Genomic DNA, 26,072 nt, shown 5'->3' with positions numbered 1-26,072 from the left:
GATCATATCCGAAAGTTCCTGACGAAAAAGATGACTTTGGGGGTTGTTTTGTGGAGAATGTTTGGGCTTCATTTTTACCTCTTTTTTTGCAAGGAAATGAACCCAAATGACCCATATCCTTGCAAATTATATACCCATATTTTACCACAAAATATCGAATATATCATCACAAAATGACTTTTTCAGTATCGACTTGCTTACCGTTCTCAAACGCAAGTCAAGGCCGCGAATGACCCATCTCACGATGCCCGCGCCGGATGTAGGTTGGTTTTCAAAATTGCGCCTTTTCGCGGTATCATGGTATATTGGTTTCCATGTCCGGCGGCAAATTATCCCTTGACACCCGCTCATTGATGGAGCGGGTGTACGAATACCTGAGGCAACGAATCCACCGTGGCGAACTGGCCGCGGGCAAACCCATCGATCTCAATGCCATCAGCCGTCGCCTGGGAATCAGTAAGACGCCTCTGCGGGACGCCTTGATCCGCATGGAAACCGAGGGTTTCGTAACCATCCGGCCGCGGCGCGGCGTGTACGTGAATCCGGTCACGCTGGAAGATGTCCGCCAGTATTACGAAATCATCGGCGCCCTTGAGAGCATGGCGCTGGTATCGGCTTTCCCTCGCATAAAAACGCGCCATTTCAAGACCATGCAGGATTTGATCCTGGGCATGGACCACGCCATCAACGACTCCGCGTTTGATTTGTTTTACCGTCGCAACCTGGCGTTCCACAACACCTATTTGTCTTTGTGCCGCAATCCGCGCCTGATCCACATTGTGGACACGCAAAAACGCCGCCTCTATGATTTTCCTCCTCAACCCCACTGGATTCCCGAATGGGAACGTGCGTCCATGATCGAGCATCGCCATATTCTGGAATTGCTGGAAGCGGGCAAGATAGCGGAATGCAGTAACTACATCCGCGGTGTTCATTGGTCATTTCGCGTGCAGGAAGCGTTTATCCGCCGCTACTACCCGCCCCACGAAACCGCAAGAGAAAACAGAAAGTAAAAACCTGAATCAACCAGCCTGCACGGATCAGGTTTATCAGTATCTCCTGTTTTGTGTTGAAATGGAAGCGTTGAGCTTTGCCGGTTACTGTGATATATTTTGTATGTTGCAGGATGGAGATATAATGAAAAAACTGACTTACGCACTGGTCATTTTAACCCTGCTGTTATCGATGGTATCCATGAACGGTTGCAAACGCATTCAGGGTGAATATTTTATCGATTACATTACCTCCCTGGCCTCGCGGAACCTCGTAAAGAACATGACCTATTTTTATGTTGAAGCATCGGTTGCTTCAGCCAATCAGGTTTCCGGAAAGATCATTAACTGGTATATGAAGGTATACACGGCTGAAAACGAGCAGATCCTGGAAATCACCATGGATAATTATGAATCCCTGGGAATAAACCTGAAGGCGGTGCGCCAACCGATCCGGGGGTTTTATGCAGGATCCCTGGCTCTGATCACGGACCCGGCGGTTCCGGGGGATATGTTCGGGGGCAAAGTGCCGGCAAAAGTCCTGGTCCGCTTGTACCTGCAGGACATGAACGACTACCAGAGTGAGGCGGCTTTCATCGGATCCGTCGGATTTGAAGAGGTTACGGAGTAACCCCGACTTTTCGCCGCAAACGGCATGGTTCGCTTGGACACATGGCATCCGGGCGATGGGAGTGATGGATCCGGTCAGAGGTCTTGCGTACTTTTGCCGGGATCCCGGTGGCCGGTGTACAATGTCCGGGATAAATATGAAAGGAGCTGAAGGATGAGCGGCACGAACATAAATGTTGGTCGCCTCGGGGCCCTGTTAACGTCCGCGTTGCTTTTGCTGCTTTTTGCGTCCTGTTCAGTTCGACGTATGGCCATGAACATGGTGGCCGACAGCCTGACCACTGGCGAAAGCGGCAACGTGTTTACATCGGACAACGACCCGGAACTGGTGGGAGACGCCCTGCCCTTTGCCATCAAGTTGTATGAATCATTGATGAGTTCCATTCCAGGCCATTCGGGCCTGCGCGTCCAGACAGGCAGCATGTACATCATGTATGCCAATGCCTATTTGCAGACTCCGGCATCTATGCTGACCAACCGCGACTATCATCGCAAAGAGGCACTGCTGCAGAGGGCACGCAACCTCTACCTGCGCGGACGGAATATTCTTTTGCATGAAATGGAGCTGAGATATCCCGGTTTTCGCACGTTGCTGGCAAAAAAGCCCCATACGCGGGCAACGGATTTGTGCGCTCCGCAAGATGTGCCGGTTCTTTACTGGGCGGCCGCCGGCTGGGTGGCCGCCTACGCCATTGATCCCTTTGACATGGATCTGGGCCTGACCGTTCCCCAAGCAGAGGCCTTGCTGGAAAGGGTACTCGAACTCGACCCTGAATTCAGCAACGGTTCGATTCACGATTTTTTCGTACTCTATTACGGATCTTTACCGGATTACATGGGTGGTGATTTTGAAAAAGCCCGAAACCATTTCCAACGTTCCGTCGCTGTTTCCCGGCAACAATCCACCGCTCCTTTCCTGGCACTGGCCACAACGGTTTCAATCAAGCAGCAACGTGCGGACGAGTTCAGGGAGTTGTTGAACCAGGCGTTGCAAATTGATCCCGATGCGAATCCGGACAATCGCCTGATTACGGTATTGAACCAGCGCCGGGCACGCTGGCTGCTGGATCACCAGGAAGACTTTTTCCTGGAAGCGCCGCCCCCTCAGTCCCCACAATTGCATTCAACTCCTGAATCCGGATTAGAGGAGAATAGGAAATGAATCACAGAGGAAAACTTGCCGCATTCTCGATAATGTTGTTTTTCACTCTGGCCGCCACTCTCCAGGGTATCACCATCAAGATCGGAACCATCGCGCCTGAGCGCTCTCCCTGGGGCAAAGCCCTACAGGAATTGAGCCGGGACTGGCTACGGATCACGCAGGGAAAAGTGGAGTTGAAGCTTTACCCGGGTGAGATTGCCGGCAATGAAGACGATATGATCCGCAAAGTGCGGATGGGCATCCTCGGCGGAGCGGCTCTCAGCAACCGTGGGCTGAAAAAGATCTATAACGATATCTACGTACTCAACATTCCGTTCGGAATCCGCAACGACCATGAGTTGTCCCGGCTTTTGACACGCCTGAAACCTGAATTTGAAGCCGGGATCGAAAAAAAAGGTTTCAAAGTGGTGATCTGGTCTACTTCCGGTTGGGTCAACTTCTTTTCCAGACAACCCGTTCGTACGCCGGAAGATGTGCGTCACCTGCGCATTTCGTTCGTAACCGGAGAACCCCTGTTGGCACAGGCCTGGAAAGAGGCCGGATTCCGGGTCATTCCCAATGACCTCAAAGACCTGATGATGGCCTTGCAAAGCGGAATGGTGGATTCATTCTACCTTCCACCCATGCTGGCGGCATCCGGGCAGTATTTCTCCCAGGCTTCACACATGTGTGATTTAAAGGTCGCTCCCCTGGTGGGGGCCATCGTCATTGGGGAACGGTTCTGGAATCGGATCCCCGAGGAATTCCGCGCGCCGATGATGCAACGTGCCCGTCAGATGTCCGATCAACTCTACCAGGACACCATCCGTCTTGAGCATGAAGCCCTCGATACCATGGTAAAGCATGGACTGACCATTCACCATGTCAAGCCGGAGGAAATCCCCGCCTGGGAAGCGGCCGCGGAAAAAGGAATGAAAGTGCTTGTGGGTAAGGCCTTCTCCCGCGAGATCTACCAAAAATTCACCACGATTCTCAAAGAAATCAGGGAACAAAAAGATGGGGGTTGACCTCGGTTCCTGGTGGCGGCGGCTGGAAAATGCCGCGGCCTACATTTCCATAATCCTGCTGGCTTTTTTCCCCGCCATGGAAGTAATGGTACGCAAATTTTTCCACAGTGGGGTACCGAACTCGGGTCAGTATACCCACCACCTGGTTCTGGCCATCACTTTTCTTGGCGCCATGACCACGGCCCGGGAAAAACGCCACCTGGCCTTGTCTTTGAATTTTCATTTAAGCGATAGAGTCCGCCGCGGCGCGGACACTTTTGTGCATATCGTGGCCGTGTCTCTATTAACGTTGTTTACCTGGACTTCCCTATCTTTCACCCTGAACGGATTCGCTCCGGGACAACGGATCGGGCCATTGCCCATCTGGATTCCAATCGTGGTCATGCCTTTGGCATTTGCCGTCATGGCCGTGAGACATGCGTTGCGCCTACCCAGCCGGAAGCTGCGACTGTTCGGAGGCTTTGCCGCCTTTATCGGTGGAACCGTGGTTGCCTCCATGGAAGCAGGCAATGCAATCAACACCTTGTTTGCAAGCCAATTGACTTTCTGGAGCTGGCTGTCTGAGGGCATTTTGCCGATTCTATCCACATTGGTCCTGCCCCTGATCCTTCTCCTCATTCTTGCGGCCCTGCTTGGGGCGCCGATCTTTCTGGTTCTAGGCGGCATCGCAACCCTGCTTTTCGCCCGCGCCGGTCAACCCCTGGAAGTCATACCAAACGAAGCCTACTCCATGTTGATCAGTCACTCTCTTCCCGCCATTCCCCTGTTTACCGTAGCGGGGTTCATCCTTTCCGAGAGCCGCGCCGGTGAACGACTGGTTCAGTTGTTCCGGAACCTTTTTTCGTGGATTCCCGGTGGCCTGGCTTTGATGAGCGTGCTGGTTTGCTCTTTTTTTACCACGTTTACCGGCGCTTCGGGCGTCACCATCCTTGCCCTTGGCGCCCTTTTGGCCTATGTCCTGAACCAGGGCGGGTATGAAAAGCGTTTCAGCCATGGGCTGTTGACCGCTTCAGGCAGTGTGGGCCTGCTGTTCCCTCCCAGTCTTCCCATCATTATCTACGGCGTGGCCGCTGGCGTCAGTATCAAAGAGATGTTTATCGGGGGAATCGTTCCCGGCCTGGTCATGATATCCGCCCTGGCCGTTTTCGGTATTTCCTATGCGCGCCGTCGGCGCATACCCCGGCAGCCCTTTGAAACCGGTCCCGCATTCCGGGCCGTGGGCGTTGCCCTGGGCGAAATCCTTTTGCCTGTGGCGATTCTGCTCTCCTTTTTCGGCGGTTTAACCACTCTGGTGGAAAGCAGTGCGTTGGCGGTGGTTTACGCGTTTATACTGGAATTCCTGATCCATCGCGACCTGAAAATCAGGGATCTCGGACGGGTACTGCACAAAAGCGTTCCCATTATCGGCGGCGTACTGATTATCCTGGCCCTGGCCAAGGGACTTTCCTATTACATCGTGGACGCGGAAGTTCCGGTCTCGTTAACCCATTGGGTTGAAGCCCATATCGGGTCCAAATACGTTTTCCTGCTTATCCTGAACGTTGTGCTACTGGCCACCGGATGCCTGATGGATATTTTTTCCGCCATCATGGTGGTCGTGCCCCTGATTCTGCCCCTGGGGCAATTGTTTGGGATCCACCCCGTTCATCTCGGGATTATTTTTCTGGCGAACATGGAGTTGGGATACCTGACCCCGCCGGTAGGATTAAACCTCTTTCTGGCTTCCTACCGCTTTAATGAACCGCTCTCCCGCATTTACCGCAATGTAATTCCCTTTTTCCTGATTCAGCTGGTCACCGTATTGCTGATCACCTACCTTCCTTTTCTTTCGACCGCGTTGTTGCCATAAAAAGTTGAAGAGTTGAAATAAGAAAGTTGAAAAGTTGGGATCTATTAGGTTTTGTGTGGGTAAGCCCGCACTGATGATTGGCGGCTGGTTGTTAAGACGAGTACCCGCAGGGCACAAAGCATAAGTGAACGCAAACGGCAGGTTCCGGGGACCCATGGTCTGAGACAGGATGGTCGGCTGAGGGGTACTCCCCGAAGACGAAAGCCGGCCGCGGAACCATTCCAAACATCCGCCGTGGTCGGCTTAAACCGACGAAGACCGTAATGGGTCTGGACCGAAGTGGTGAGCGTTGAATTATGCCCGAGATGGTACTCTTCTGCAGTTTTTCCTTTTTTTCAAAAAAAACTTCCAAACCCACACAGAATGGAAGAGATCCAAACAAAAAGATTTAAATCCCGGCAATTGATGTGAATGGCAGCGCTACGGGGATTCGAACCCCGGTTTGATGACTGAGAATCACCCGTCCTAACCCCTAGACGATAGCGCCGCCCGGGATAAATGCATATATGCTTTCGAACACATTCGATCCCCGTCGGGACCGGTATGTACGATTCGTTAAGATGGCTGGGAAGCAGGGATTCGAACCCCAATTCTATGATCCAGAGTCATATGTCCTACCGTTAGACGACTTCCCAGCTCTGGAAACTATATTATACCAATTTTTGCCCATTTTTCAACCCGGGGGCCACGATTTTCTGCTCAGCCAACTTTTGTCTGCACAAAAAAAAGGGCCCTTCCTGAACGGGAAGGGCCCTTTGATCGATTCTATAGGATGGATCAGTACATTCCGCCCATTCCGCCGCCGGCGGGCATGGGAGGCGTCTTGTCTTCTTCGGGGATCTCTGTAATCAGTCCTTCCGTAGTCAACAAGAGGCCGCCAACGGAAGCCGCATTCTGCAGTGCCGTACGCACAACCTTGGTGGGATCGATAATTCCGGCTTCGAGCATGTCCGTGTATTTCTCGGTTAATGCGTCAAAACCGAAGTTGACATTACGGGAACGGCGTATCTTTTCGATAATGGTGCTGGCCTCGTAACCCGCGTTGGCCGTAATCTGGCGCAGGGGCTCTTCAATGGCCTTGAGCAGAATATTGACGCCGAACTGCATGTCGCCTTCCAGCTTCATTTTCTTTAAGCTTTCACCACTCTTTAAGAGCGCAACGCCGCCACCGGGGACAATCCCCTCTTCCACGGCCGCCTTGGTGGCATGCATGGCATCTTCCACCCGGGCCTTCTTTTCCTTTAATTCGGTTTCGGTTGCCGCACCAACGCGAATGACACCCACACCGCCTGAGAGCTTGGCCAGGCGCTCCTGCAGCTTTTCACGATCATAGTCTGAAGTGGTGTCTTCAATCTGGCGCTTGATCTGCTGGATCCGGCCCTTGATGTCCGCATCCGTACCTCCGCCCTCTACGATAGTGGTGTTGTCCTTGTCCACGGTGACCTTTTTGGCGGAACCCAAGTAATCGAGGCTGACGTTTTCCAGTTTCATCCCCAATTCCTCGGAAATCACTTTACCGCCGCTAAGGATGGCGATATCTTCCAACATGGCCTTGCGCCGGTCACCGAATCCCGGAGCCTTTACGGCAACCACATTGAGCATGCCGCGTACCTTGTTGAAAACCAGGGTGGCAAGCGCTTCGCCCTCAACGTCCTCGGCGATAATCACCAGCGGACGGCCCGACTTGGCGATCTGCTCAAGCAAAGGCAGCATCTCACGCAGGTTGGAGATCTTTTTTTCGTGCAGAAGGATAAAGGGATTCTCCATAGCCACTTCCATGCGCTCCGCGTCGGTCACGAAATAGGCGCTGAGGAAGCCGCGATCAAATTGCATACCTTCGACAAATTCCAGGGTGGTTTCCAGGGACTTGCCCTCTTCAACCGTAATCACGCCGTCTTTGCCCACCTTATCCATGGCCTCGGCGATGATGCTGCCGATCGAGACGTCGTTATTGGCGGAGATGGTCCCCACCTGCGCAATCATCTGGCCGGAAACATTTTTGCTCAAATCCTCCAGGTTTTGTACCAATTCATTGACAGCCAAATCGATGCCTTTCTTGATCAGCGTTGGATTGGCACCGGCGGCCACCATTTTCAAACCTTCCTGGTAGATCCGCTGTCCCAATACGGTGGCAGTGGTGGTTCCGTCACCGGCTATGTCGGACGTCTTGGAAGCCACTTCCTTGATCATCTGTGCGCCCAAGTTCTCCAGGGGATCTTCGAGTTCGATCTCTTTGGCCACGGTAACGCCGTCTTTGGTGACGGTCGGAGAACCAAACTTTTTTTCCAGTACCACATTGCGGCCACGGGGGCCCATTGTGGCTTTTACCGTATCCGACAATTGATTGACGCCTCGCAGTACGGCTTGGCGTGCCTCCTCACCCAAGGTGATTTTCTTTGCCATTTTCTCCTCCTTTAAACAGAAATGTCAGGTTTTCTTTAGAGTGGTATTATAATATAAAGATAGCGCTGATGTCAAACGTAATTAATCGCAACTTTAAGTAGTAAGCGAAATATTCTTAGTCATTTTCTTTTTGTTTCTTGAGTTTTCTCTATTTTTTTGCGTTTTTCTTTGATATTCAATTTTTGCAGCTTTTTTTTGATGGTATTTCGATGCAGTTTCACCACGGAAGAAACCCGGCACACGTTGTAACCGTTCTTTTCAAGAATGGCAGTCAGTAACGTTTTCTCAAATTCCTGCATGATTTCTCTAAAATACAGGCGAGAATTTGCGGATTTCAGTGCCAGGATTTTCATCTGGCGCTTGATGGTCAGGTTGCTGAACTGATCAGCCAATTCCTGGGTTTTCTTGTCCATTCTCTTTCCTGAAAAAGTTTTGAACTTGCTGGCGATATTTCCCGGGGATGGCCTGAAGAGCTAGGTTTACGGTCCGCAAGAGCAAAGGAGAAAGCCTGGACTCGCGCGTAATGCGTTCATTTACGGGAAATACCACCAAGAGGAACACAATGATCCCTGAAATCAGTATCCCCCGGACCGTTCCGAATGCACCCCCCAGAATGCGGTCGATGGCGCGTAGGGGGTCGACTGAAAAAACTTTTCGTGCCACCCAGGTGACCAGAGCTCCCAGCAAAAGTACACCGACGAAAATCGTGCCGAACGCTACCAGGTTGGCGATTTCACTGTTGCGAATGGTTGCGGAGAGGTAAAACCCCAGGTCGCGAAAAAACAGGAATGACAACACCACGGCCAAAACAAAAAAGAACAAAGACAGCAACTCCCTCACCAAGCCTTTCACAATGCCCATTACCGTGGAAACGAGGATGAGGATGATAAAAACGATGTCCAACCAATTCAAGCCGGGAATCATTATTGTACTTTTCCAGTCAGGATTCTCAGCATTTCCAGGTACTTGCTTCGAGTCTGATCAACCACTTCTCCGGGCAGGGTCGGCGGCTGGCTGTTGCGGTCCCAATCGGTTTTCAACAGATAATTTCGCACAAATTGTTTATCAAACGCCGGCGGTTCATTGCCGGCGGCATGGCAGGAGTGGTATTCTTCCACTTTCCAGAAACGGGAAGAGTCGGGGGTGAAAATTTCGTCTACCAGCACAATCGCTCCATCCGCATCCCATCCGAACTCAAATTTCGTGTCAGCGATAACGATGCCTTTTTTTCGGGCAAATTGACTTCCAAACTGGTAGAGTTCCAGGGCAAGGGAACGGATTCTGGAGGCGTTCTCCATGCCCACCCGCGACGATAACTCTTTAAAAGTGATGTTTTCGTCATGCCCGGACTCGGCCTTGGTGGAGGGAGTGAATATCGGCTCGGGGAGCTGATCGTTGAATCTCAATCCTTTGGGCAGGGGAATGCCGCATATTTCTTTGCAAGTGGCGTACGCCTTCCATCCGGAACCAGCCAGGTATCCGCGCACAATGGCTTCCACGGGAAACACATCCAGTTTTCGCGCTAGAACGGACCGGTCCCTTAATTGTTCTGCATACGGCTTGAACAATTCCAGTTCATGCGGCGCATCCGTCACCAAATGGTTGGGAATCAACTTCCGGGTCTGGTGAAACCAGAAGGAAGACAGGCGGTTCAGCACCTTGCCCTTGTCGGGAATCAAAGTGGGAAGCACGTAATCAAAGGCGGAAAGACGATCCGTGGACACAATCAGCAATTGATCTCCGACAGTGAATACTTCTCGCACCTTTCCCGATTTGAATTTTGGGAAGGGCAAATCAACCGTTGCGATTCCAGTATTGTCTGATTTGCTTTCCATATTACCCCTTCTGCTTTCTTTCGCTTCAGCGTGAGAAAACCCCAATGCCTATAGAGTAAAGTAAGGGAACCCGCTTTTCAACCATCCCCTGTTTTTTCGTATATGATTACAAAATGGAATAGCCGACGATCAGTCCGGCCACCACGATCGACACCATGCTCATCAGTTTGATCAGGATATTCAGTGAAGGACCGGAAGTATCTTTCAGGGGATCCCCGACTGTGTCTCCAACCACGCCGGCCTTGTGCGCGGGAGAGCCTTTCCCGCCCAGATTGCCTTCTTCAATGTACTTTTTGGCGTTGTCCCAGGAACCACCGGCATTGGCCATAAATATAGCCAGAACAAAACCCGCACCGAGAGCACCGACCAACAACCCCATAACCCCGGGAACGCCGAAGATGATTCCGGTCAGGATGGGAACCATGATTGCCAATGATGACGGCAGGATCATCTCTCGTTGCGCCCCCTTGGTCGAGATCATCACGCAGGATGCATAGTCCGGTTTTTCCGTACCCTGCAGGATTCCCGAAATTTCATTGAACTGCCGACGCACTTCGTCCACCATGGCGGAAGCGGCTCGTCCCACAGCCTTCATGGTCAAACCCGAGAATACGAACGCCATCATGGATCCGAGGAAGATGCCTACGATTACCTTGGGATTCATGAGGTTGACTTCAAAGATAGAAACGAATCCGCTGATATTGATTCGCGCGACATCTTCAATGTTAGTAAAAACCTTTCCGGCTCCCACCGCGATCTCTCCACTTCGATGAATGATGTGGATCATGCCGGCCTTGATCTCCTCGATATAAGACGCCAGTAGTGCCAATGCGGTCAGGGCCGCTGAACCAATGGCAAATCCCTTTCCGGTAGCCGCAGTGGTGTTGCCCAATGTGTCCAGGGCATCCGTGCGCTGACGCACCTCTTTGGGCAGGCCGGCCATTTCCGCGTTGCCGCCGGCGTTGTCGGCGATGGGGCCATAGGCATCCGTTGCCAGCGTAATGCCCAGGGTGGAGAGCATGCCCACCGCAGCGACGGCGATCCCGTACAAACCACGCATGGGATCATTAAAACCGCCGGCAAAGGCGAAGGCCCCCATGATTCCAGCGGCAATGGCCGTTACGGGAATGGCGGTCGAGATCAATCCCGATGACAGCCCGGCAATAATGATCGTGGCTTCTCCGGTCTTGGATTTTTCGGCGACTTCCACGGTCGGGCGGAAACTGGATGAAGTGTAGTATTCCACACTTTTGCCCACGATAATGCCCACGAACAATCCCACTATAATGGAGCCAAACACGCCGATATATCCGGGCAACAACAGGGCTACCGCCGCCAGTGAGCCGATCACGATCAGGAAAGAACTGAAGTTGATGCCGCGACCCAGTGCCTGCAGCAGTTGTTTCTGGCTGGCCCCTTCGCGGGTCCGGACCAGGAAGACGCCGATAATGGAAGCGATGATGCCGATCCCCGCAATCACCATGGGAAGGATAACCGCGTTAAAAGCCATCTCTTTCATGGCGGCGAAAGCGGAGGCGCCCAGAGCGGCGGCGGAGAGGATCGACCCGGCGTAGGATTCGTACAGGTCGGCTCCCATGCCGGCCACATCGCCAACGTTATCTCCCACGTTATCGGCAATGGTGGCAGGGTTACGGGGATCGTCTTCGGGAATACCCGCTTCTACTTTTCCCACCAGATCCGCGCCCACATCCGCGGCCTTGGTAAAGATGCCACCGCCTACGCGGGCAAACAGGGCCTGCAGGGAAGCCCCCATGCCAAAAGAGAGCATGGTCACGGTGGTCACACCCAAGCTGTACTTCAACCAGATGTGCAGGATAATGAACCAGAGCGAAACATCCAGCAGTCCCAAACCAACCACGACCAGGCCCAGCACCGAGCCGCTGCGGAAAGCGACCTTCAAGGCTTTATCCAGGGATTCCCTGGCCTGATTTGTAGTGCGTGCGGAAGCCAGGGTGGCGGTGGTCATGCCGATAAACCCGGCCAGAGCCGAGAAGAAACCACCCGTAAGAAAAGCAAATGGCGTCCAGGGAGACTGCACTTTCAAGCCATACGACAGAAAAGCCAGAAAGATAGCGGCAATCGCGAAAAATATGGCCACAATCTTGTATTGCTGTTTGATATATGCCCTGGCACCTCGTCGAACCGCTTCAGCGATTTCAATCATCTTGGCATTGCCTTCCGGCAGCTTCATGATCTGGCGGTAGAACAGCCAGGCGGCCAGAAGGGCGATTGCGGCTGAGACTGGAGCAATTCCGAACAACAGGATATTTTGCATCTGAATTCTCCTTCCCGGCGACGGGGGTTAGAGTGAAAGCGCTATTCTAATGAAAAAACCCTCTCATGTCAAGGCAATGCGCTTCTGAAAAGGCGAAAGCGCAGGATAGCCAGGTATTCACGCGCGATCAAACGCAGGTTGCGCAGCCATTGTCGCACTCCGGAATGGAAACGGATTTCGGATTCATCCATGCGCGCGATGCGGAAATCAGGATAGTCCAAATGTTGCATGAGCATTTTCACCCGCGCCTGATGATAGGGTGACGTGCATGCAATCACCTGCTGAAATCCCCGGCTTCTGACCAAGGCCAGCCCGTGGGTGAGGTTTTGCAGGGTGTTTTGGCTGCGGCCTTCCAGGATAATGTGTTCGGGAGCGACTCCCTGCCGGGTTAACCACGTTTTCATCACGGGTACGGCCGGACTGCCGCGGTAAAGAGAGCCATCCGAAACGATGATGGCACGGGAGTTTTGTCTGTAAAGTGAAACCGCCAGTTTCAGACGTTCGGCCGTGCTGTAGCCGAAATTCAGGTTGGGTCTGAGTCCGCCGCCCAGAACCAGGATCACGTCGCCATAATCTGCGGGAACACACTCTCCCGCTTCCAAGCCTTTCAACCAGGGTTTGGCACAGGTTACCATGCCCAAGGCAATCACGATACAGAGGCATGCGCAAAGGAATCGCTTTATGCCTACCATGTTGAAAAACGGTCGTCGGCAGCCACAGGTGTCAGACACTCCCCTGCCAAAGTGCCTATGTGACCTTTTGCCTGCGCAGGCGGCGCATCAGGTAGGCGGCGCCCGTACCGATTTCCACCAGATTCAACAGCAACAATGCGGCGGTACCCACCAGCGGGACGAACTTTAACAATCCGAAACCAACAGTGGCGACCAAAAGCGCCAGGGGAACACTGGAACCGGCATATCCCGCACGTTGCATCAAGCGTCTGCCGATTGCATAAAACACCACGGTCCTCCCCAGAACCAATACGGCAAACCAGGCCAGTATCAACAAGAACAACAAAGGAATTCCGATCAGAATGAAACTGAGAAACAGGCACAACAGGGTCAGCGCAATAAATACCAACAGCGTGCCCAAACCGGTAATCCCCAGGCGCCAGGTTCGAGCGGACAGGACCCCCTCCGCGTACATGACGCTACGGGGAAACAACACGAATGTCAACAGGGTAATGACAAACCAGATAATGATCTTTGCGGCCCGGAAAAAACCCATGGAACGGGATTCGGAAAAAATGGGGTGCAACGAGCTGCGCAAACGTTTCAGGTCATAGCGAAAGTGGAGGTGGCCGCCTTCGATCCGGACATCTTCTTTGCGGTTCAACTCTCCCCCGATCATTAAAAGTTCCCCCAGGATAACGGTTCCCGGCAGCAACTCAATATTTGCGGAAAATCCGATCACATCTTTTTTCACGATACCGGAGATTCTCGCACTACCGCCGATTAGAAACAGTGATTCTTCCAGGGTTCCCTGTATGTCCACCCGGCCTTTCCATGCCAAGACATTCTCAGCCACGGTTTCTCCGGGCTCGACCGAGACGTCCCGGTGCATCCGGAATCCCTGCGCCTGGATCCATGTGGAAACCAATATCAGCCCCAAGAGAGCCATGACATATCTTCGCATCATTATATCGCCCGCGTTTGCCGTTGTTTCCGTTGGCGCGCAAAAATCATGCGATACAGAACCACGGCCGGCCCCATGGCCGCAATCAGTAACATAAAGAGCAGGAGTTCCGCTTGGATTTGAAGGTTCAGCACGGCGGAAAGCAACTTGGAAAATGCCTTAAAAGAGGCGTAAACAGTGGAAAAAACAGCAGATATCCCCTGGACAATCCCCCCGGCAAAGCGGAAAAGCCGGTTGGAAGTGACCTGCATGGCTTGAACCAGGCTGTTGTTGGCAAAATCAAAATAAATGTAGATCCAGGTAACCAGAAGCAGAAAACTGGCCGCCACAAAAGCCAGCACGGCCCCGTAAGTCGGCAACACGGGAAACAAACGACGCATGACCGATTTCTCGATACAAAGCGGAGGTGTGCGCATGGGCGGATAGACAAGTCCCGCTTCCACTTTTTGAAACTGGCGCAACCGGGAACGGCAAGGTTTGCAATGAATCAAGTGATCACGGATCATGGCGGATTGAATCGGGCTGAGATCTCCTTCTACGTAGTGTGCAAGCCTTTCATTTTGTGGGCATTCCATCTTCTGCAATCTCCCTGCGGATCAGTTCCTTGGCCTTGAAAATCCTGTTTTTTACCGTCCCCACCGGCAAGTCGGTAACGCCTGCGATCTCTTCGTATTTCAATCCTTGTTGATAACGCAGCAGGATCAGGTAGCGGTATTTTTCCGGGATCCGATCCACCATAGCCCATATGTAGTCACGCATCTCTGCTTTTTCCAGATTGGTAAAACCGTCCTCACGCACCACCTGGTCGGTTCCAGCCAATTGCTTGCGTGACAACGGGTTTTGATCCAGAGAATCCACGTATACAGGTTGTTTGCGTACATGATCAATAACCAGGTTGTAGCAGATCCGATAAGCCCAGGTGGAAAATTTGTATTGGAAATTGTACTTGTGAATAACCGTGAAGATCTTGATAAAAAAGTCCTGCGTCAACTCCACGGCGATTTCTTCATCGCGTACCATGCGAAAAATAAAGTTAAACATGCGCTTGTTGTACTGTTGCATCAGTTGCTCAAAGGATGATCGATCTCCTTTCAGGATCCGCCTGATCAATGTCTGATCGTCATCCATTATCATTTACGGACAACCTGGGAATAAGGTTTTTGACCCACTTATCAAGGTGATTCCGCATCCATGTTCACCACTTCCGTGTCTTCGGGGATCTCTAGTTGAAATTCATCCCCGCTAACCGCCACCCGGGCCCGGTAGTCTTGCAACAGGTAAACGTGGCGTGCCCCCCCCGAATCCATGTGTTCCACACGGACAACCCGGTGTTGATCGTCCAGGCGAAGCTGGAAACGTGTGCCGTCGACTGGATCCCGCAGCACCATTTCCTTTCCCGACGGAGGGCAGGATTCGACTACATCCACATCCGTTGATGCCAGAAGTTGCCATATCCACCCGCCTTGCCGGCCCCGCATGACACCGAGGGTCAGTTGGCGGGCCTCCGGTTCATAAAAACGATAGCGGTCCGCCTCCAGCAGAAAGATCTTTAGTTCGGGATCACGGTAGGTCCAGCGTATCCTGCGTGGATGGACAAACAACAGGTCGCCTTTCTCTTCGATCGCCAGTTCTTCGTCATAGTAAACCTGCTGCACAAATGTCGCGCGGAAGGGTTTTATCGATTGCATGGTTGCGCGCGCAGCCTCCAGGGTGGAACACCGCATGGGCGCATCCTCCGGCAATAGGTGCCCGGAAACCATGAGCAGGATAGAGAGCGGGAGGGTTAAAGCAAATCGCCTGAGAACCACGGGCGTGCCCGTTTCAGGTTCAGTTGCAGCCACAGACAATCCCCAGGGCCACGGAGTTGATCTTATCGGTCTCGGTCTCATTGCGTGAAGGAATGAGAATGGGAAGGCGGGCTCCTATGATCACGTGAGCGACTGGAATCCGCAGGTAGTATGTGAACGCCTTACCCAGGAGATTCCCGGCTTCCACACTCGGGACCACCATGATCTGGACATTGCCGGCAACGGCATCGGCGATGCCCTTGTGTTCCGCGGCTTCACGGGACACAGCGATATCCAGGGCCAGTGGGCCATAGACTTTGCATCCCTGGATCGTTCCCCTGCGGTTCATGTCCGTCAACTCCCGGGCATGCAGCGTAGCGGGCATGGCTTCCTTGACTTTCTCTGAAGCCGCCATGATGCCGATCCGGGGTTCAGGTATACCCAGGCAATGAAATACGGCGGCAGCGTTTTCAACAATCTGCTTTTTTTCTTCCAGACCGGGCAGGATGTTCAACCCGCCGTCGGTCATGCCCAGCAAGCCGGAATCCCCCGCCGGGATGGGATTCTCAACCACCAGTATGTCGCTGAGCAAGCGCCCGGTGCGCAGGCCGGTCTCGCGATGCAACACCGGCGCCATCAATTCAGCGGTGGATAGAAAACCCTTTAAAATCACACCGACCTTCTGTTCCCGGGCCAGTGCAACCACCACGGCGGCGGCTTGCGATGCTGAAGCCGCGGGAATGATCTGAAAATCATCCGGATTGCCGCCGTTGTCTTTAATGCAACTTTCGATCACATCTTTTCGGCCGCTGAGGACGAATTTGCCAATGCCTTCACGGCGGCACAACAGGATTGTGCGGATGGAATTGTCGTCCTCCGGTGACGGAACTCCCACCACTACTTCCCGTCTAGATGCAGCCGCGGCTCTCAATTCGCTGAAATTCCGAATCATGCCTCCCCTCCTGTTCCCGAATCTTTAGGTTCCCCTTTGGATTACATACCCTGGGACATCATTTTAATAAAGTCCTGATTGGTCTTGGTTTTGGACAGTTTCTCAATCAAAAGCTCCATGGCTTCGACTTCAGACATTTGGGAAAGCACTTTGCGCAAAACCCATATTTTGTTGAGGTCGGGAGGATCAATCAGCAACTCCTCTCTGCGGGTTCCGGAACGGAAGATATCGATGGCGGGGAATACCCGCTTGTCCACAAGCCTGCGATCCAGGTTGATTTCCATGTTACCGGTACCCTTGAACTCTTCAAAAATCACTTCGTCCATGCGGCTGCCCGTATCCACCAGAGCGGTCGCCAGGATGGTCAGGCTTCCTCCCTCTTCAATATTGCGCGCAGCGCCAAAGAACTTTTTGGGTTTGTTCAGGGCGTTGGCATCGATGCCGCCGGAAAGGACCTTGCCGGATGACGGCGTAATGGCGTTATGGGCTCGTGCCAGCCGGGTAATGGAATCCAGCAGAATGACCACGTCTTTACCCATCTCCACCAGCCGTTTGGCTTTCTCCAGCACGATATCCGCCACCTTGGTGTGGCGCATGGGAATCTCATCAAATGTGGAAGAAATGACTTCACCATTCACGTTGCGCGCCATATCGGTTACTTCTTCAGGCCGCTCGTCGATCAGCAATACAATCAAGACCACTTCCGGGTGGTTGACTTCAATGGATTTGGCAATACTCTGCAGAATCATGGTCTTGCCGGTGCGGGGAGCGGCCACGATCAGTCCGCGCTGACCTTTACCGATCGGGGTCAATAAATCCATGACGCGGCCGGTAATCAGATGGGGTTCCGTCTCCTGCTGGATGCGTTCGTCGGGATAAAGGGGGGTTAATTTTTCAAAGCGCTTGTGGCGGCGCATCTTTAGCACAAATTCCGGTTCTTCTGAATTGATGGCTTCAACCGTCAGCAGTGCAAAGTACTTTTCTCCGCCTTTGGGGGGTCGTACCGATCCGGAAACCGTGTCACCGGAGCGCAGATCAAATTTATTGACCTGGGAAGGAGAGACGTAGATATCCTCTGGACTGGACAGGTAGGCGGCATCCTGAAAACGCAGAAAGCCATAGCCTTCATTATGGATTTCAATGACTCCCTCCGCAAACAATTTGCCGTTGGCGTTTGCCTGGGCATTGAGAATATTGAAATAGAGCGCATTGCGGTCCTTGATATCCGCTTCGTTGAGCTTGTATTGCTGCGCGATTTCCTTGAGTTGCTGCGGAGACATGTTTTTCAGCTCTTTTAAAGAGTTCATCCTCTCTCCTTTAATGATTCTTCTATGATGGTTTCCAGTTGCATTCGGCATGCATCGGATTTTACGGAAAATGGAATCGATCTCACTCCAAAACGGTCATTCAGTATTTGGATCTGACGTTTGAGGGCGGAAGATTTAACTTTATCACTTTTGGTCATGACTGTCAATATGGGAAAATCCAGGTGAACGATTTTCTGCATGAATTCCAGGTCACCCTGCATGAATCCCCGGCGGGAATCAACCAGGTGGACCAGCAGGTTCAATCGTGGTGCGTGAGAAAAAAAAGCCTCCATCAGGCCCAAAACCCGACGGGTCTCTGTCTTGGAAGCGCGGGCGTACCCGTAACCGGGCAGGTCAATTAAAAAGAACTCTTTGTTGACCAGATAGTAATTGATACTGAGGGTTTTTCCCGGAGTCGAGCTGGTTCGGGCCAGGTTGCGCCGATGCAGCAAACGGTTGATCAGGGAAGATTTGCCCACATTTGAACGCCCGATAAAAGCGACGGCGGGCAGGTCCTGCTCGGGGATTTCCCGTGGAACAAAGGCTGTACGAAAGAGTTCAACGTGACGAATGATCATGCCGGTGACGATTCCAGCAGGTGACCGCTACTGCAGGTTGGTTTCAAGAAACGGTTTAATCACTTTGCTGGATATGTTTTTTATTTTTAACGGCTTCTCCAACACCAGTTCGAGAACTTCGCTAATGGATTGAACAAAATAAATCTTCATGTCGTTGCGCACGTCATCGGGAATATCTTCACGGAAATCCTTTTCGTTCTCACGGGGCAACAACACGTGGCGGATTCCGTAGCGGTGGGCGGCCAATACTTTTTCCTTGATCCCACCGACTTGCAGAATCTGTCCGCGTAAGGTGATTTCGCCGGTCATGGCGAACTCGGAACGCACCGGGATGCCCGTGAGCAGGGAAATCATGGCCACGGTTAAGGTGATTCCAGCCGAGGGGCCCTCTTTGGGCACAGCGCCCTCGGGAATATGCAGGTGAATGTTGTATTTTTCCAGACCGTCCGTGTCGAAATCCAGCTCAAACAATTTCAGTTTGGCACAACTGAATGCGGTTGAAGAAGACTCTTTCATGATTTCGCCCAGACGGCCGGTCAGGATTAATTCGCCTTTCCCCTTGAGGAAACGTGCTTCAATGATCAGGATATCCCCTCCCGTCACGGTCCAGGCCAGGCCCATGGCCACGCCGACTTCGTTTTGTTGCAGTTTGCGGGTATGTGAAAACCGGGGAACTCCGAGAAATCGTTCCAGTTTTTCGCGGGTAATCTTGACCGCCGCCTGGTCCTTGGCGGCATGCTTTTTTTCCACGACCTCACGCACGACTTTGCGGATAATCATGGCTACCTGGCGTTCCAGGTTGCGCACTCCGGCTTCGCGGGTGTAGTCGTTAATCACCGCCAGGAGCAGATCATCCGGGATGTCGATGCGTTCGGGCTCAAGCCCGGCTTTACGTGCCTGCTTGGGAATCAGGTAACGACGGGCGATCTCGCATTTTTCCCGCTCTGTATATCCCGGCAGTTCAATGATCTCCATGCGATCCATTAAAGCGGGGGGAATCGGTTCCACGCTGTTGGCGGTGGTGATGAAAAAAACCTTGGAAATATCGATTTCCAGGTCCAGGTAATGGTCGACAAACTCGTGGTTCTGCTCCGGATCCAATACCTCCAGCAGAGCTGAGGCGGGGTCTCCGCGGAAATCCGAACTGAGTTTGTCGATCTCGTCCAGCAGGAAAACCGGATTGCGAACACCCGCTTTCTTCAGCCCCTTGATGATCTGGCCCGGATAGGAACCGATATAGGTTCGGCGATGACCGCGGATTTCAGCTTCATCCTTTACGCCTCCCAGAGAAACCCGGGTAAACTCCCGATCCAGGGCCCTGGCGATTGATCGCGAAAGTGAACTCTTCCCCACTCCCGGGGGGCCCACGAAACACAGAATCTCTCCGCTTGAGCGCCCGGACATCTGACGCACCGCCAGGTAGTCCAGGATGCGATCCTTTGGCTTTTCCAAACCGTAGTGATCTTCGTCGAGCACCCGGGCCGCCTGCTTGATGTCTTTGTTTTCGCGCTTTTCTTTTTTCCAGGGAATGGCCAGGATCCAATCGAGAAAATAGCGGGATACCGTTCCCTCGGCGGAAAACGGGGGCATCATGCCCAGGCGGTCCACCTCCTCTTCGCCCCGCTTCAACACGTGCGCCGGCAGTTTCGCGGCATGCAATTTGCGGCGGTAATCCTCTACATCCGATTCCTGGGGATTTTCCTTGGCGCGGTGGGGATCGGTTCGGGAGTTGGCTCTCAACTTGAACACTTCTTTTTTTAACAGGTTGAAAACCTTGACACCACGTTTGTATACGTCCAGCTCTTCCAGCATCGACTGCTTTAACTTCAGGGGAACAGAGACAACCGAAATGATGATGTCGCTGATTTCCGACAACTTGTTGGCTTCCAACTTGGCAATGATTCCATGCAGCTTGACTTTGCGCAAACTGACATATTCTTCAAAAAGGGCGATCAGGTTCTTTGAGAGTTCGAATACGTCCCGTTGTTCACCGAGGAAATCCTCTAAAACCTTTACCTCTACCAGGTAATGCTTGGATGATTCAACAAAATGGAGAATGCGGGCCCTTTCCAAACCCTGGATAATCACCCGGAAACTGCCGTTGTTCTGCTCCACCGATTTTTCAACCCGGGCAATGACACCGACATCGTAGATCTCCATCGGCTCCGGCACATCGCTGAGTTGATTCTTCTGCACGGAAAGGAAAATGTAGTTGTTGTATTCCTCCGCCGCCAGGCGCAGTGAATTAATCGACTTTTCCCGCCCCACCAGGATGGGGATTATGGTGGAAGGAAAGGTGACCAGTTCCCGCAAAGGGATCAGGGGAATGGTTAATTCTCTTTTTTCAAGAGGCATCGCGGGTCAACCTCTCCATGTGCTTTTCATCCATGATGATTTTGCGGCGTCCACGTTTGCGGGACGGCAAATCAAACATCAGGTCCAGCATGACTTCTTCAAAAATCGCACGCAGTCCCCGGGCACCGACCTCCCGTGAAACGGCTTCCCGGGTGATTTCCCGCAAAAATCCCTCAGTAAAATCGAGTTCCACTCCATCCAGTTCAAAAAGGACCTGAAATTGTTTGGTTATGGCATCCTTCGGTTGAGTCAATATGGCCAGCAGGTGTTCTTCGGCCAAGTCTTCCAATACGGCGCTAATGGGGAAACGGCCGACAAGCTCGGGAATCAGTCCAAACTTGATCAAATCTTCCGGCTGCACGTGTTTGAGCACATTCTCGCGCTTCGATGTGCTGCGCACTTCCGCCTCGTTGAATCCGATCAGGTTGTGTTTCAGTCGCCGTTGGATCAGTTTTTCCATGCTCACAAAGGCCCCGCCGGCGATAAACAGGATATTGCGGGTATCAATGCGGATGAACTCCTGGTGGGGATGTTTGCGGCCACCGGTCGGAGGCACGTTTGCCACCGTGCCTTCAATGATTTTCAGCAAAGCCTGCTGGACACCTTCGCCTGACACATCCCGGGTTATGGAAGGGTTCTCGCTTTTTCGCGAGATCTTGTCGATCTCGTCGATGTAGATAATGCCGTGTTCCGTACGCTGACGGTCTTCTCCGGCCGCCTGATACAACTTGAGTAGAATGTTTTCCACATCCTCCCCGACATAGCCGGCTTCTGTCAACGTAGTTGCATCGGCAATCGCAAAGGGAACATCCAGTATCCGCGCCAGGGTTTCCGCCAGCAGGGTTTTGCCGGTACCGGTAGGGCCCAACAGCATGACGTTGCTTTTTTTGATTTCCACGGATCCGAGTTCCGCCTGGTGACGAATGCGTTTGTAGTGATTGTAAACCGCCACGGCCAGTTTGCGCTTGGCGATCTCCTGGGCAATCACGTATTGATCCAGTTTTTCCTTGATCTCTTTGGGCGTGGGCATGGGAGTGGCCTCACGCGGTTCGAAAGATTCGGTTTCACCCGCAGTGAAAATCAGGTTATATGCGGTTTTTGTGCAACGGTCACAGATAAAGACATCCGGGCCCGCGATGAGCTTGCCGACCCGTGACTGCGAAACGCCGCAAAAACTGCAACGTGCGTCGCGAGGCTTTTTCTCGGTCATGATGCATCCGTTTTCATTTTCTGGCTTTCGGTAATGACATTGTCCACCAGCCCGTAATCCATGGCTTCTTTGGCACCCAGAATAAAATCACGCTCGATATCAGTTGCAACGCGACGTTTGGGCTTGCCGGTGTGCTCAACCAGGATCTCAATGGTGCGTTCCTTGATGCGCTTGATTTCATCTGCGTGAATCAGGATATCCGTGGCCTGGCCCTGGTAACCGCCAAGCGGTTGATGCAGGAGGATGCGTGAATTGGGCAAAGCGAAACGCTTGCCCGTGGTTCCCGCCGCCAAAAGAATGGCGGCCATGGAGGCGGCTTGCCCGATGCAGATGGTTACGATATCGTTCTTGACGAAACGCATGGTATCGTAGACCGCCATTCCGGCGGTGATCACGCCGCCGGGAGAGTTTATGTACAACGAAATGTCTTTTTCCGGATCTTCGGCCGCCAGAAAAAGCATCTGGGCAATCACCACGTTGGCCACATTGTCATCTATGGCGGATCCGAGAAAGATAATGCCGTCTTTCAACAGACGGGAATAAATATCATAAGCCCGCTCTACATTGCCGCTTTGTTCAACTACAATCGGGATCATCGCCATTTTCTACCTCTTTATACCTCTTTAATTGTAACTTTTTCCCTGAGGATTTCCAACGCCTTGTCTTTTTCGAGCGAATCCAGCAGTTGTCTGCGGCGCTCCGCAGGCGCATAGTACTTGCGCACCTCTTTCAAGGGTACCCCGGAGGATTCCGCCATTTCCCGCAGCCGTTTTTCCAACTCTTCCGCATCCGCTTTGACACCAAACTCCTGCTTAACGGCTTCAACCAGCAATGAAAAACGGATGTTGCGCGCGGCCAGGGTTTGCAACTCGTGAATCCGCGTTTCTTTCTCTTTTTCATCGCCCACATTCAGCAGACCGGGATTCTGGCGGATTGCCTGCATCATTTCCTGGTGCAAAAGGGAATCCGGTATCGGGAACGCATTTGCTTCCACCAACTGTTCGGCAATGGCGGCCATGATGCGTTCATCCCTGGCTTGTCGCGACTGCTTTTCGTATTCATTTTTCAGTCGCTCCAAAAAAGCTTCGCGCGATTCGAAACCAATAGATTTCAGGAATTCATTATCAAGTTCGGGTTTGACCATGGAGTAAACCGCTTCTACTGTGGCGTGGTGTTCCATCTCCTTGCCCGCCCAGGGTTTGCGTTCAAAATCCTTTGGGTATTTGCGGCGGAAAACGATCTCCTCGCCGATCGCGCGCCCGATCAACTCTTTATCCAGTTCCGGAATTTCGTTGGCCGCTTCCGTCGCGATTTGCACCTGCAACGGTTTGCGGGGAGACATGCGCCGGTCATCCAGGTTCATGGTCTGATGCTTGAGCATGACCAGGTCTCCGGCAGCGATCGGGCGGTCTGAAACCGCTTCGCGTTTGCGGTTGTGTTCCAGAAAATGATCCACCTGTTCCGCTTCGTTGAACTCCTTGACGGCCAATTGATCGGCGGGAATGGAAACGGTAAAGGTGTCCAGGTCGGGAAGTTTGACCTCAGGTAAAACTTCCACCCGTACCAGGGCCTGCAAATCCCCACCTTCCTCGTATTTTACATCCTTTACTTCCGGACGTGACACCACCTGAAGATTGTCTTTGCGGATTCGTTCGGACACAAAGGATTCAATCACCTCACTCAGTGCCTCGTCAATCAGGAGTTGGCGATACCGTTTCCGGATCACTTCTGCAGGCACCTTGCCCTTACGGAAACCCGGAATATCGGCCTTGGCCGCGTATCTCTCCGCGTGCGCGTCTATGCGCTTGGTTACTTCATCACTCGGCGCTTGAATATCCAAATCCACCCAGAGGTCGCGGCTTTGCTCTATTTGACCTTCACCATCGGCCCCGATTGGAGCGGCGGCACCGGTTTCAGGGCTTTGATCTCTGGAAGACGCCTCGCTTTGCGCTTGCGGTGGCTCACTGCCGATTTGGGGTTTTTCTTTCATTGATTATCTCCTGGGTAAATGGGCCGATCGGAACCATCGACCTGGGCAAATGAAAATCAACGCTCTTACAGGCTAAAATGTATCAGAATATTCAGACTTTGTCAATGAATGCTTTGCGCACATCCCGACGAATCTGGGCGATCAGCTCAGAAGCCGTATCGAACCGGAATTCATCACGAAGCTTGTAGAGGAAATGCAGTCGCACCCGGTTGTGGTAGATCTGCCGGTCAAAATCGATGATATGGGTTTCCACTTTCCGGATACTGCGTGAAAAAGTCGGTGATAAGCCGATATTGGTGACCGCGGGGTAGAATTGATCTTTCCACTCCACCCGGGTGGCAAAAACCCCTTGGGGCAATACCTGGTTTTCGGTGTTTAAATTGATGGTGGGGAAACCGAGTTTTCGTCCCCTTCCTGCACCGCTGACCACGATTCCATCAATAAAATAGTGCCGTCCCAACAATTGAGCCGCTTCATCAACAACGCCTTTGATCAACAGTTCACGGATACGTGATGAAGAAACCCTGCCTTTGTTGCGGGTCAAAGAAGGCACCACTTCCAGATGGAAACCCTTATCGAAAGCAATGCGCTGGAGAAAATCGGTATCGCCGGTACGGCCGGCTCCGAAACGAAAATTTTCTCCCACCACCAGGGCACGCATGGACAGCCTGGGAATCAGAAACCGGCAAACAAACTCTTTTGCGCTCAGATGGGCCACTTGGGAAAAAGGTTGAAAAATCACCTCATCCACCTTCTGGCTCTCCAGCATACGGGCTTTTTGCTCATCCGTAAAGATCAGGGGAATGGAGCGGCCGAAATAGACTTTCGGATTGGGGCGGAATGTCACGACCCGGGCTGCCAGTTCCCTTTTTTGAGCCAGTACGCGGAGTCTCCTGATGAGTTCCTGGTGACCCAGATGAAATCCATCAAAGTTGCCAATGGCCACTGCACTGGGTAACGGATCATGCATGAGAAAAGCTTATGGAAGCTGAGAAGAGAGACTTTGCTGAACAGTCTGGTCAGGCGCAAGCAGCGATCCGGAAGATCGGAAAGGGCTCCACAGGCTGGTGGCGAAAAAAGTGATCACGATAAAGGCAAGTGTGGCCATAATAACACGCATTACCCGCCGTGTGGAAATACGCCGCTCCTGCAAAAGACTTTCGTCGATTTCATCAGGCTCTACCGGCAGTTCACGATGGCGGATAATGGACTTTTTAATCAGGCGATACAAACTCTTGTATACCTTGTATTCGGTGAATCCACCCAGGTCCACCAGGTCCTGAACGGTATTGCGGCCGTTGATGTACTTGAGCAGGTTGGCTTCGGTATCGCTTAAAAAAATCTTGTCTCCCTCGGGGGGTTCGTCTTCATTCTCTTTGATAATCATGATCTCGTGGTGCTGCATGTCCAGCGGTGCCGGATCAAACACCATGCGATTGTTGGGAATTTCCTTACGGATAAGGGGCCATTCATCCATCATCTGCACCCCTTCCATAATCAGGCCGTCAGTGGGCATGGGGCTGATACTGTAAAGACTCGGATCGAGATTCGCCATCACCTTGAAGTTGTATTCCCCTTTTTTCCACTTAAACAACGACAAAACGATTTGTTCGGCCTGGTTTCGCAACGCTTCGCGGATCTGGGACTCGCCGATCAATCCCATTCCCGACAGAATTTCACCGATGCGCTGATTGGTTCTTTTTTGAATGGACAAGGCTCTCTGCAGCATCTCTTCGCTGATCAGGTCCTGTTTCACCAATACATTTCCCACGCGCATGCCCAACTTTTTCGGGAATGCATCCACGCCCACGATCATACCGGCTTCCAGAATCAGGGTAATAAAGCCGTCCGCGCTGGTAAACGTCAATATACCCGTCTTTTTCTGCAGGGAAAACATCTGTAGGATATCGGGAACATTGAACTCCTTAAGCGTACCCTTAAAGGCCATCTTCCTCTCCCTTCACGGCAACAAGGTTGATCACTACGTACACCAGGATCGCCGCGACTCCCACCAGTTGCAAAAACAGTGGAACAGCGGCGAATGTCTCTTTGAACGCATACCTGGTTGTCCAGAAAAACGCCAT

24 protein-coding genes and 2 tRNA genes are annotated in these 26,072 nt (G+C 52.5%); 5 read left to right on the top strand and 21 right to left on the bottom strand.

All coding sequences use genetic code 11. The features are described from left to right. Positions 1-314 precede the first annotated feature (314 nt). The 5 genes from ENN40_02880 (at position 315) to ENN40_02860 (ending at position 5,640) form a co-directional block, all read left to right on the top strand. The gene (locus ENN40_02880) at positions 315-1,013 is read left to right on the top strand and encodes a GntR family transcriptional regulator (GenBank protein HDP94285.1); all 699 of its coding nucleotides are present in this window, start codon (positions 315-317) and stop codon (positions 1,011-1,013) included. Between the two features lie 124 nt (positions 1,014-1,137). Then, the gene (locus tag ENN40_02875) at positions 1,138-1,623 is read left to right on the top strand and encodes a hypothetical protein (GenBank protein ID HDP94284.1); all 486 of its coding nucleotides are present in this window, start codon (positions 1,138-1,140) and stop codon (positions 1,621-1,623) included. A gap of 153 nt (positions 1,624-1,776) precedes the next feature. Further along, on the top strand, positions 1,777-2,784 hold the full coding sequence (locus tag ENN40_02870; protein ID HDP94283.1) for a hypothetical protein: 1,008 nt from the start codon (positions 1,777-1,779) through the stop codon (positions 2,782-2,784). Beyond that, on the top strand, positions 2,781-3,791 hold the full coding sequence (locus tag ENN40_02865) for a C4-dicarboxylate ABC transporter substrate-binding protein (protein ID HDP94282.1): 1,011 nt from the start codon (positions 2,781-2,783) through the stop codon (positions 3,789-3,791). Before ENN40_02870 ends, ENN40_02865 begins: the two co-directional genes overlap by 4 nt. After that, entirely contained in the window at positions 3,781-5,640 is a 1,860-nt protein-coding gene (locus ENN40_02860; protein ID HDP94281.1) for a TRAP transporter large permease subunit, read from the top strand. The genes ENN40_02865 and ENN40_02860 overlap by 11 nt, the downstream gene beginning before the upstream one ends. 412 nt (positions 5,641-6,052) lie before the next feature. Here the strand turns inward: ENN40_02860 and ENN40_02855 are convergent. The 21 genes from ENN40_02855 to ENN40_02755 all read right to left on the bottom strand — a co-directional run bounded on the left by ENN40_02855 (position 6,053) and on the right by ENN40_02755 (position 25,936). Beyond that, positions 6,053-6,127, bottom strand: a tRNA-Glu gene (locus tag ENN40_02855). Between the two features lie 74 nt (positions 6,128-6,201). Continuing rightward, positions 6,202-6,275: transfer RNA gene (locus ENN40_02850), tRNA-Gln, on the bottom strand. A gap of 142 nt (positions 6,276-6,417) precedes the next feature. Then, on the bottom strand, positions 6,418-8,043 hold the full coding sequence (gene groL / locus ENN40_02845) for a chaperonin GroEL (protein HDP94280.1): 1,626 nt from the start codon (positions 8,041-8,043) through the stop codon (positions 6,418-6,420). 119 nt (positions 8,044-8,162) lie between these two features. Then, the gene (locus ENN40_02840) at positions 8,163-8,456 is read right to left on the bottom strand and encodes a hypothetical protein (protein ID HDP94279.1); all 294 of its coding nucleotides are present in this window, start codon (positions 8,454-8,456) and stop codon (positions 8,163-8,165) included. Beyond that, the gene (locus ENN40_02835; protein HDP94278.1) at positions 8,428-8,967 is read right to left on the bottom strand and encodes a CvpA family protein; all 540 of its coding nucleotides are present in this window, start codon (positions 8,965-8,967) and stop codon (positions 8,428-8,430) included. Before ENN40_02835 ends, ENN40_02840 begins: the two co-directional genes overlap by 29 nt. Continuing rightward, a complete protein-coding gene (locus tag ENN40_02830; protein HDP94277.1) occupies positions 8,967-9,878 on the bottom strand; it encodes a phosphoribosylaminoimidazolesuccinocarboxamide synthase in 912 nt (303 codons plus the stop codon). Before ENN40_02830 ends, ENN40_02835 begins: the two co-directional genes overlap by 1 nt. 106 nt (positions 9,879-9,984) lie before the next feature. Next, on the bottom strand, positions 9,985-12,174 hold the full coding sequence (locus ENN40_02825) for a sodium-translocating pyrophosphatase (GenBank protein HDP94276.1): 2,190 nt from the start codon (positions 12,172-12,174) through the stop codon (positions 9,985-9,987). 68 nt (positions 12,175-12,242) lie between these two features. Further along, positions 12,243-12,905, bottom strand: coding sequence for a YdcF family protein (locus tag ENN40_02820; GenBank protein HDP94275.1), 663 nt, complete (start codon positions 12,903-12,905; stop codon positions 12,243-12,245). 16 nt (positions 12,906-12,921) lie between these two features. Then, a complete protein-coding gene (locus ENN40_02815; protein ID HDP94274.1) occupies positions 12,922-13,812 on the bottom strand; it encodes a hypothetical protein in 891 nt (296 codons plus the stop codon). Next, positions 13,812-14,384, bottom strand: a complete 573-nt coding sequence (locus ENN40_02810; GenBank protein ID HDP94273.1) for a zf-HC2 domain-containing protein — start codon at positions 14,382-14,384, stop codon at positions 13,812-13,814. Before ENN40_02810 ends, ENN40_02815 begins: the two co-directional genes overlap by 1 nt. After that, a complete protein-coding gene (locus tag ENN40_02805) occupies positions 14,365-14,943 on the bottom strand; it encodes a sigma-70 family RNA polymerase sigma factor (protein HDP94272.1) in 579 nt (192 codons plus the stop codon). The genes ENN40_02810 and ENN40_02805 overlap by 20 nt, the downstream gene beginning before the upstream one ends. Before the next feature lie 38 nt (positions 14,944-14,981). Then, the gene (locus ENN40_02800) at positions 14,982-15,698 is read right to left on the bottom strand and encodes an outer membrane lipoprotein carrier protein LolA (protein ID HDP94271.1); all 717 of its coding nucleotides are present in this window, start codon (positions 15,696-15,698) and stop codon (positions 14,982-14,984) included. Continuing rightward, entirely contained in the window at positions 15,637-16,548 is a 912-nt protein-coding gene (locus tag ENN40_02795) for a phosphate butyryltransferase (GenBank protein HDP94270.1), read from the bottom strand. Before ENN40_02795 ends, ENN40_02800 begins: the two co-directional genes overlap by 62 nt. Before the next feature lie 41 nt (positions 16,549-16,589). Continuing rightward, on the bottom strand, positions 16,590-17,855 hold the full coding sequence (locus ENN40_02790) for a transcription termination factor Rho (protein HDP94269.1): 1,266 nt from the start codon (positions 17,853-17,855) through the stop codon (positions 16,590-16,592). Then, entirely contained in the window at positions 17,852-18,433 is a 582-nt protein-coding gene (locus ENN40_02785) for a YihA family ribosome biogenesis GTP-binding protein (GenBank protein HDP94268.1), read from the bottom strand. The genes ENN40_02790 and ENN40_02785 overlap by 4 nt, the downstream gene beginning before the upstream one ends. Before the next feature lie 27 nt (positions 18,434-18,460). Beyond that, a complete protein-coding gene (gene lon / locus ENN40_02780) occupies positions 18,461-20,788 on the bottom strand; it encodes an endopeptidase La (GenBank protein HDP94267.1) in 2,328 nt (775 codons plus the stop codon). Further along, positions 20,778-21,998: an ATP-dependent Clp protease ATP-binding subunit ClpX gene (gene clpX / locus ENN40_02775; GenBank protein ID HDP94266.1), complete on the bottom strand. Its 1,221-nt coding sequence runs from the start codon at positions 21,996-21,998 to the stop codon at positions 20,778-20,780. The genes lon and clpX overlap by 11 nt, the downstream gene beginning before the upstream one ends. Next, a complete protein-coding gene (locus ENN40_02770) occupies positions 21,995-22,600 on the bottom strand; it encodes an ATP-dependent Clp protease proteolytic subunit (protein ID HDP94265.1) in 606 nt (201 codons plus the stop codon). The genes clpX and ENN40_02770 overlap by 4 nt, the downstream gene beginning before the upstream one ends. Positions 22,601-22,611: 11 nt before the next feature. Further along, complete coding sequence (gene tig, locus ENN40_02765; protein HDP94264.1) at positions 22,612-23,988, bottom strand: trigger factor; 1,377 nt, start codon at positions 23,986-23,988, stop codon at positions 22,612-22,614. A gap of 91 nt (positions 23,989-24,079) precedes the next feature. Then, positions 24,080-24,958, bottom strand: coding sequence for a bifunctional riboflavin kinase/FAD synthetase (locus ENN40_02760; GenBank protein ID HDP94263.1), 879 nt, complete (start codon positions 24,956-24,958; stop codon positions 24,080-24,082). A 9-nt stretch (positions 24,959-24,967) separates the two neighbouring features. Next, positions 24,968-25,936: a DUF4388 domain-containing protein gene (locus ENN40_02755; GenBank protein HDP94262.1), complete on the bottom strand. Its 969-nt coding sequence runs from the start codon at positions 25,934-25,936 to the stop codon at positions 24,968-24,970. Positions 25,937-26,072: the final 136 nt, after the last annotated feature.

Source organism: Candidatus Aminicenantes bacterium (genome assembly GCA_011049425.1).
Lineage (GTDB): Bacteria > Acidobacteriota > Aminicenantia > UBA2199 > UBA2199 > UBA876.
The sequence above is the reverse complement of the archived record's forward strand: the minus strand, read 5'-3'. Positions and strand labels throughout refer to the sequence as shown.